Origin of the sequence: Psittacicella gerlachiana, assembly GCF_003585965.1 — a bacterium.
GTDB lineage: Bacteria > Pseudomonadota > Gammaproteobacteria > Enterobacterales > Psittacicellaceae > Psittacicella > Psittacicella gerlachiana.
Window position 1 is genome coordinate 1 of record NZ_NRJF01000197.1, and the last position, 8,556, is coordinate 8,556.

Annotated in this window: 6 protein-coding genes; 5 read left to right on the forward strand and 1 reads right to left on the reverse strand. The window is 31.8% G+C overall.

Annotation, left to right across the window (positions count from 1 at the left end; all coding sequences use genetic code 11):
• Positions 1-74 precede the first annotated feature (74 nt).
• The 5 genes from CKF59_RS06440 to fcl all read left to right on the forward strand — a co-directional run bounded on the left by CKF59_RS06440 (position 75) and on the right by fcl (position 6,830).
• The gene (locus CKF59_RS06440; protein WP_119535125.1) at positions 75-1,919 is read left to right on the forward strand and encodes an ABC transporter transmembrane domain-containing protein; all 1,845 of its coding nucleotides are present in this window, start codon (positions 75-77) and stop codon (positions 1,917-1,919) included.
• 130 nt (positions 1,920-2,049) lie between these two features.
• The gene (locus CKF59_RS06445; protein WP_119535126.1) at positions 2,050-3,465 is read left to right on the forward strand and encodes a mannose-1-phosphate guanylyltransferase/mannose-6-phosphate isomerase; all 1,416 of its coding nucleotides are present in this window, start codon (positions 2,050-2,052) and stop codon (positions 3,463-3,465) included.
• 14 nt (positions 3,466-3,479) lie between these two features.
• Positions 3,480-4,658 (forward strand): glycosyltransferase family 8 protein, encoded by a 1,179-nt coding sequence (locus tag CKF59_RS06450; protein WP_119535127.1) that lies wholly within the window; start codon positions 3,480-3,482, stop codon positions 4,656-4,658.
• 99 nt (positions 4,659-4,757) lie between these two features.
• Positions 4,758-5,867 (forward strand): GDP-mannose 4,6-dehydratase, encoded by a 1,110-nt coding sequence (gene gmd / locus CKF59_RS06455; RefSeq protein ID WP_119535128.1) that lies wholly within the window; start codon positions 4,758-4,760, stop codon positions 5,865-5,867.
• A 3-nt stretch (positions 5,868-5,870) separates the two neighbouring features.
• Positions 5,871-6,830, forward strand: coding sequence for a GDP-L-fucose synthase (gene fcl / locus CKF59_RS06460; protein ID WP_119535129.1), 960 nt, complete (start codon positions 5,871-5,873; stop codon positions 6,828-6,830).
• Positions 6,831-6,984: 154 nt separating this feature from the next.
• Here the strand turns inward: fcl and CKF59_RS06465 are convergent, their stop codons facing one another.
• The gene (locus CKF59_RS06465) at positions 6,985-7,743 is read right to left on the reverse strand and encodes a DeoR/GlpR family DNA-binding transcription regulator (protein WP_119535130.1); all 759 of its coding nucleotides are present in this window, start codon (positions 7,741-7,743) and stop codon (positions 6,985-6,987) included.
• Positions 7,744-8,556: the final 813 nt, after the last annotated feature.

Sequence of the window (8,556 nt, forward strand, 5' to 3'; positions counted from 1 at the left end):
CTAACATTCTTATTGTCTATATTATATTTTTAATATCGAAAGAATCTAGTTAATGATTCTTTTTTAGATTTTTTATGTTTAAATTATTCTCAAAGAGGAAGATAACTCCTCGTGATTTTTTAAATGATACTAATCCTACTAATCCCAATCCAGTTTTAGAATGCTCAAACTGGTTTGCCTTTCGTCTTTATTGGCGTTATGTGATTCCTTTTCAATGGGCTTTATTTGTAGGAATTCTTTGTATTTTTATTGGTTCTGGAATTGATGCCTATTTAATCTCTTATATAAAAAAGATTGTAGATAATGGTTCTGGAATTTTAAATAGCAGTATTCTGCTAGGTTTTGCATATTTACTCGTTATATTTATGGGACTTAGAGCTGTTATGCAGTTTATATCCCAATATTTCTTTGCATGGGCACAAGCAAAATTATCTGTTAGTTTATCAGAAAAAGTTTTTGCTCATATCTCTAGAATGCCACAATCGTTTTTTGACATAAATGGTCATGGACGTATAATTTCAAAAATTCAATACGAAGTTTCAGTAATGCTGGGAGCAATAAGCAATTCCCTATTAACCATAAGTAGAGATGGATCTACAGTAATTGCTTTTCTCGTAGTCATGTTTTACACCAACTGGGTATTATCATCAGTGATATTTCTGATGTTACCTGTTATATATTTAGTACTAAAATTAGTTTCTTCTTCTGTTAAAAAGATAACTCAAGGGCAAATGCAATCTACAGAAATACAAACAAAATTATTAAATGAAATGATTCATGGACATTCTGTAGTTAATTTATATAATGCTCAAGACTTTGAACATCAACGCTTTTATGAGCAAGTAGAAACTATACGTAAGCGTAGTCAAAAAGGTGTAACTATTACCAATTTAGGACATACAGTAGTACAATTTGTAGCCTCTTTACTGTTAGTCCTTGTAATTATTTTAGCGGCTTATGCTACTGATTTAGATTTACCTCCAATCACTCCAGGTGATTTTATCGTGATATTCTCAGCGATGTTTGGATTATTAAAACCTGTACGCAACTTAACTAATGTATACACTGGTTTTGTTCAATCATTAACTGCTGGTAAATCGATTATGGGGCTTTTAGCTTTAGATACTGAAGAGGATAAAGGTACTTTAACCTCTCAAGAAGTAGACTTTAATCAAGATATCAAGTATGAAGATGTTGGCTTTGCTTATCCAACTCGACCTGATGAGCCAATCTTAGAAAACTTTAATCTCACGATCGAAGCTGGAAAAACTTATGCCTTTGTTGGTAAATCTGGAGGGGGTAAGTCGACTATAGTTAGTTTATTAACTCGTACTTACGATGTAAATAAAGGTCAGATTACCATTGATGGTCATGATATTCGAGATATCAAGCTTGAGGAGTTAAGAAATAATATTGGAGTAGTATCGCAGAACGTTCATTTATTTGATGATACGATTTACAATAATATTGTTTATTGCGATGGCGATAAATATTCTCCTGAAGAAGTTGAACGAGCAGCTAATTTAGCCTATGTAACTAACTTTACTAAAGATTTTCCTGAAGGTTTACAAACTAGAATTGGTTCTGCGGGAGCAAGATTGTCAGGTGGACAACGTCAAAGAGTGGCAATCGCTCGAGCTTTATTACGTAATAAACCGATTTTAATTTTAGATGAAGCTACTTCTGCGTTAGATAATGAATCAGAATTCTTTATCCAAAAATCTTTAGAAGAGTTACAAAAAGGTCGTACCGTGTTAACTATTGCTCATAGATTATCTACAATTGAAAACTCAGATCAAATTTTCGTTATCATTGGTGGAGAAATAGTTGAACAAGGTAAACATGAAGATCTAGTAAAAAATGTTAATGGTGAATACTATAAACTTTATACTAGAGATTTTAAAGAACAGTCTAACTAATATTATTTAACAGATTAATTGTTTAATCGATTAAGGAAGAGGTTTTGCTCTTCCTTTTTTTATTAATTGATTTTGTTTTGCTCTATAATATAGGGAATAAAAATTAATGTTTTTAAATACTTAAAATGTTATGGAGCAAAGTAAAATATATCCTGTATTATTAGCAGGAGGTACGGGTACTCGTTTGTGGCCTGTATCGAGAACTTCATTTCCTAAACAGTTCCAAACTTTTTTTGGTGATAAGTCTATGTTACAACAAACTTTGCAACGTTTAGATGGTCTAAACGTAGCAAAACCAATAGTGGTTTGTAACGAAGAACATAGATTTATTGCCGCTGAGCAACTTCGTCAACTTAATTTATTAGATAATAATATAATTTTAGAATCTCAAGGTAGAGGTACAGCTCCGGCTATAGCTTTAGCTGCATTTGAGGCGATACAACAAGATGAACAAGCGGTATTGCTAGTTTTACCTGCAGATCATGTAATTCTCGATAATGAAAAACTTAAGTTAAGTATCACTCAAGCCTTATCATCGGTATTTAAAGAAAAAATTGTTACTTTTGGGATTAAGCCTACAAGTGTAGAAACAGGATATGGCTATATTGAGCAAGGAGAGGCGTTTCTTGAGCAGAGCTTTTATGTAAAATCTTTTAAAGAAAAGCCGAGTAAAGAACTAGCTCAAGAATTAATTGCAAGTAAGAGATATCTTTGGAACAGTGGTATGTTTATGTTTACGGCTAAAGCTTATTTGCAAATTTTAGAAGCAGTAGATCAAGAGTTATATACTCTTTGTAAACACGCTTATGCTAATGCTCAAAAGGATTTGGATTTTAAAAGAGTTTTTGATCAAGACTATAGTTTATGTAAAGATATTTCTATAGATCATGCCATTATGGAAAAAACAACACAAGCTGTGGTAATTCCATTAGAGGTAACTTGGAGTGATATAGGTTCTTGGGAAGCTTTATGGAGTATTTCCGATAAAGATCAATACGGCAATGTAGTTCATGGTGAGTATCTAGCTATAGATAGTAAGAATAATTTTGTTATGGCTGAAAACTCTTTAATTTCGACCATTGGTATTGATAATTTAGTGATTGTACAAACTAGAGATGCGGTGTTAATTGCCGATAAATCTCGTACTCAAGAAACCAAAGCAATCGTTAAGAAATTACAAGAACAACAACATCCAACATGTTATGAGCATCCTCATGTATTTCGTCCGTGGGGGAGTATGTTGTTAATTGATAAAGGCGAAAGATATAAAGTAAAAAGAATTTCAGTATTACCTGGTAAGAAAGTGGCGATGCAAATGCATTATCATCATGCTGAACATTGGATTATTGTCTCAGGAACAGCACAAGTAACCGTAAATGATCAGGTACAATTACTTACAGAAAATCAGTCCATTTATATTCCGATTGGGGTTAAGCACTCTATTGAAAATATAGGTAAATTACCTTTAGATTTTATAGAAGTTCAGTCTGGATCATATTTAGATGACGATGATGTAGTACGTTTTGAAACAGAGTTTTATAGATAATAAGGTATTGTTGAATGAATCAATTAGCATTTAATACTAATGAAGGTTATTTACCATATTTAGAGAGCTTAATTAAAAACTATATTGCGTATAATAGAGAGCCTATTAGAGCTATCATTTTACATAATATCAAAGATATAGATTCTTCAAAGGCTGTAGAGAAGTTTTTAGCAACTTTTTCTGAGTATAAAGGTATTGAATTTAAATTTCATTATTTTGCTAAAGAGGAACTAATCTCTTTAGGTATGAGTGAAGAGCATGCTGGTAATGTAGCAAACTATAGATTAATGCTTCCAAGCTTACCTTATAGTGGCAAAGTATTATATCTTGATATAGATGTAATGATTGCAGCTAATATTGAAGAATTATTTAATACAGATGTATTAAATGGTCATTCAATTGGTGTAATTCCTGATTTATGTAATATTCAGCATAAGTTTTTCTCTTTACCTTATTTTGATCATAGATTTTTACAAGAATTAAGAGAAATTGATTTTAATGAGCAAGAAAAATATTTTAACTCAGGGATTCTTCTATGTGATTTAGATAAAATCAAAGAGAAAAAATATTATTGGCCTGATTATTTTGCTAAATATTTAGATCGTCCTACTTTATTACCAGATCAAGATATTTTAAATTTAATTCATTTGGATGATAAGCAGGAATTACCTTTTGCTTATAACTATCCAATGAAGTATTTAATAAGCCAAAGATTTGTATTAAATCACTATGGATGGTATAAAAAGTACGAAAAATTTAAAGCAAAAGGGCTAACTCCAGAATTTTATCGTCCTAAAATTTTACACTTTTTAGAAAAGCATAAACAATGGAATAGTTATGCTCCTGAGTGGGTAGATTTTTATAATCTCTTTGCAAAACAAAGTATCACTGAGCTTGTGCAAAAGCCTATTTCTTATTACGATGAGCTTATTTCTGATATTTATCAAAGATATCAATATATTCCTTGTTTAATGGATTTAGATATGACTGAGCTTCTAGTTAGAGGCAGAAAAGATGTACAAAGAAATTGGACAACTAAACCTTGGCAAGTTAATCAAATTGTTATAAATCCATTTTATGTAAAACCTTATAATATTTTTCATCGCTTATATTTGCGTTATGCTTTTAAAAATGAGAAAGGGCAAAAAAAATTATATAACTTTGCCTTAAAAGTATATAAAAATAATAAATAAATCAAGATTAGCTCAGTATTAATGCTGAGCTTTTTTACTATATAAAATAGTAAATTTTCATATAATAAGATATGAATAAAACTTATTTTAAGAGAAAATATGAAAAAAGCATTTATCACCGGAATTACAGGGCAAGATGGCTCATATCTTGCTGAGTTCCTCTTAGAAAAAGGATATGAGGTACATGGGTTAAGACGTCGTAGTGCCTCACATAACACCGAACGTTTAGATCATTTACTTTTAGATTCAGAATTAACTTCGAGATTACATTTACATTATGGAGATTTAACTGATTCTTCTAATTTAATTCGTTTAATTGGAGAGATTCAACCTGATGAAATCTATAATCTCGGAGCCCAAAGCCATGTAGCGGTGAGCTTTGAAGCTCCAGAGTACACTGCTGATGTAGATGCTTTAGGAACTTTACGTATTTTAGAGGCAGTGCGTATTCTTGGCTTAGCTAAGAAAACAAGAATCTATCAAGCAAGTACTTCAGAATTATACGGTTTAGTGCAAGAAGTTCCGCAAAAGGAAACAACTCCTTTTTATCCACGTTCTCCTTATGCTGTAGCTAAACTTTATGCTTATTGGATTACAGTAAATTATCGTGAATCTTATGGGATCTACGCTTGTAATGGTATTCTCTTTAATCATGAATCTCCAAGACGAGGTGAAACTTTTGTTACACGTAAAATAACCTTAGGGTTATCTCATATTGCTGTTGGACTACAAAAGCAACTAAAAATGGGGAACTTAAATTCTTTACGTGATTGGGGACATGCTCGTGATTATGTACGTATGCAATGGTTAATGTTACAACAAGAACATCCTGAAGACTTTGTAATAGCAACTGGAAAACAAATTACAGTAAGAGAATTTATAACTTTAGCTGCAAAAGAGCTTGGTATAACTTTAGAGTTTAAATATCAAGGTGTTGAAGAAATCGGGATAGTAACAAAAGTTGAGGGAGATAAAGCTGTTGCCGTAAAAGAAGGGGATGTCATTATCAAAGTTGATTCTCGCTTCTTCCGTCCAGCTGAAGTAGATACTTTGCTAGGAGACCCATATAAGGCTAAAGAAAAATTAGGTTGGGAACCTGAAATAACTTTAGAACAGTTATGTCAGGAAATGATTGCAGAAGACTATAGACTTGCACAAATCAATTTATTACTTGCTCAACAAGGAATGTACAACCATCATGAGGAGTAAGCTATGAAAATCAATGTATTTGTCGCTGGTCATAAGGGAATGGTCGGAAGTGCAATTTGTCGTCAACTGGCACAAGATCCAAAGATAAACTTAATTACTGCTAGTCGCAAGGAGTTGGATCTAACTAATCAAGAGCAAGTAAATAGCTTTTTTGCTAAGCATAAAATTGATCAAGTATATTTAGCAGCCGCTAAAGTAGGTGGTATTTATGCCAATAACACTTATCCAGCTGAATTTATTTATCAAAATTTAATGATTGAGGCAAATGTAATTCATGCAGCCCATCAGCATAATATACAAAAATTAATGTTTTTAGGTTCAAGTTGTATTTATCCTAAGTTTGCACAACAACCTATTAAGGAAGAAGAGTTACTACAAGGAAGTTTAGAAGCAACTAATGAACCCTATGCACTTGCAAAAATTGCTGGGATAAAATTGTGCGAAAGTTATAATCGCCAATATGGTAGAGATTATCGCAGTATTATGCCGACCAACCTTTATGGAGAAAATGATAATTTTCATCCGGAAAATAGTCATGTAATCCCAGCTTTAATTCGCCGTTTCCACGAAGCTAAAATTAATTATGCTCCGCAAGTAGTTGCTTGGGGAACAGGATCTCCCTTACGTGAATTTCTTCATGTTGATGATATGGCTAGTGCTACAGTTTATTTAATGAATTTACCTCTTGAGATCTATAGTCAGCAAACTCAACCTATGTTGAGCCACATAAATGTAGGGACAGGTAAAGATTTGTCGATTAAAGATTTAACTGAGTTGGTCGCTAAAGTAGTTGGATATGAGGGAGAGATAGTTTGGGATACAAATAAACCTGATGGAACTCCAAGAAAACTTCTAGATGTTTCTCGTTTAACTTCTTTAGGTTGGAAAGCGCAAATAGAATTGGAACAGGGATTAAAAGATACTTATGATTGGTTCTTAAAGCATCAAGATAAAAGAATGTAATTAATTTAAATCATTAAAGAAATTGACTAATTATTTGTCATTAGGAATTATTTCTTTTTGTATTTATTTATACATAGGTAAATTCTAGATAGCATAAAAGCTCGGTTAGTACCGAGCTTTTGCGTTACTTACACCGTGTGTCATAATGTAAGCATTAAACTAAAGCGATAGAAATTCCTCTTTTATCAATCATATCTTGTGATTTTTTCTGAAGATTTTTATCACTAATAATTAGGTTAAATGCAGAAAGATCTGCAACATTAAATGTCGCAATTTTTCCATATTTTGAAGAGTCTACAACTAATATTTTTGAACGAGCTGACTTAATAATAGCATTTTTAACGATAATCTTACTTTCATCAGGTGTGGTAATTCCATCACTTGACCATGCTGAAGTAGAGATAAAGGCTACATCGATAGAAATGTTTTTAATAAATCTTGCTGCAAGTTCTCCCACCGCAGAGTAGCTATCTTTATTTACAGTACCACCTGTATGCATTAGTTTGCAACGTCCATGACGCATTAACCAACGAGCAATCTCAAAGTCGTTTGTAACTACTAAAAGATCTTCATTGTTTTTTATATGGCGAGCAATTTCACGTGTAGTTGTACCTGAATCTAAAAATACCGTCCCTCTTGAAGGTACAAACTCGGCAGCTTTAGCTCCAATTGCAGCTTTTTGTTCTTGATTAAGGAAAGATTTATCATCATGAGTTGGCTCTTCGATAACTCTTTCAATTAATTGAACCCCACCAGAAACAGGAACAACTTGTCCCATAGCTTCAAGAGCCTTGATATCACGACGAATGGTCATGTGTGATACGCCAATTTCCTCGACAAGCTGGGCAATGCTCATTATCTGTTGGTTGTTGATAAGTTCGAGAATTCGTTTTTGTCTTGCAGCTGGAATCATAATAGTCCATGAATTGGAGATTATTTAGATTAATAAGGATTGGTTTCCTTTATAAGGTAAATAATCTAAATGAATGAGAAGCCATTAGGTATTTCTCTAGAATAGGAGATATAGGTCTAATTTTAAAGTATTTTTATCTCCATTACCAAAGATATCTAATGATCCAATTATGAGAGGAAGTAATGGAAACTACAAAGATTCTTGCTCCAATCGGGAAAAGTCATTTTACGGGTGATGAAGTTGTGAAGTTTTGCGATTAAGGGTATTAAGATTCCGCAAAATGACTTGTCACCGAATAATCAGTAATCTAAGCTTATTACAGCTTAAAGATATTTTCACGAAGAAAAACTGGTTGTATCTAGCAAATTATTCTCAAAAGTATATCTTTGTCAGTTAAATAAGAGTTTTATAAAAATATAGTAAAATTTTGAGCTTTTAGTTATATTTTTATAAAACATTATTTATGCAAACCTCTGCGTTTATTTTAACAAAAAAGCACCTATCTTTCACAGTTTGTTTAATTTTGTTGCAATACTTATCAATAGTTGTCTTTTAATTTACTTTTGAGGTAATTAGAAGTAAGAGTGTCTATATAATTGATAATTAAGTTAATAAAGTAACTGTAGTTTAAAGGTATGAGTAATTTTTCTTTTATAAGGTTATATCTTAATATATTAGTAATATAAGGGGAAATTAGAAGAATTTATCAAGAAAATACTTGTTTAATTATTTAATTATATTTGGATTTTAAGGCGTGATCCTTACAAATATAAATGCATTAAATATTGATAAAATGCTATAATAGATAGGTAG

Coding starts and splice junctions, on each gene's coding strand:
- fcl (WP_119535129.1), top strand. CDS start 5,871: ATGAAAATCAATGTATTTGTCGCTGGTCATAAGGGAATGGTCGGAAGT.
- CKF59_RS06445 (WP_119535126.1), top strand. CDS start 2,050: ATGGAGCAAAGTAAAATATATCCTGTATTATTAGCAGGAGGTACGGGT.
- CKF59_RS06465 (WP_119535130.1), bottom strand. CDS start 7,743: ATGATTCCAGCTGCAAGACAAAAACGAATTCTCGAACTTATCAACAAC.
- CKF59_RS06440 (WP_119535125.1), top strand. CDS start 75: ATGTTTAAATTATTCTCAAAGAGGAAGATAACTCCTCGTGATTTTTTA.
- gmd (WP_119535128.1), top strand. CDS start 4,758: ATGAAAAAAGCATTTATCACCGGAATTACAGGGCAAGATGGCTCATAT.
- CKF59_RS06450 (WP_119535127.1), top strand. CDS start 3,480: ATGAATCAATTAGCATTTAATACTAATGAAGGTTATTTACCATATTTA.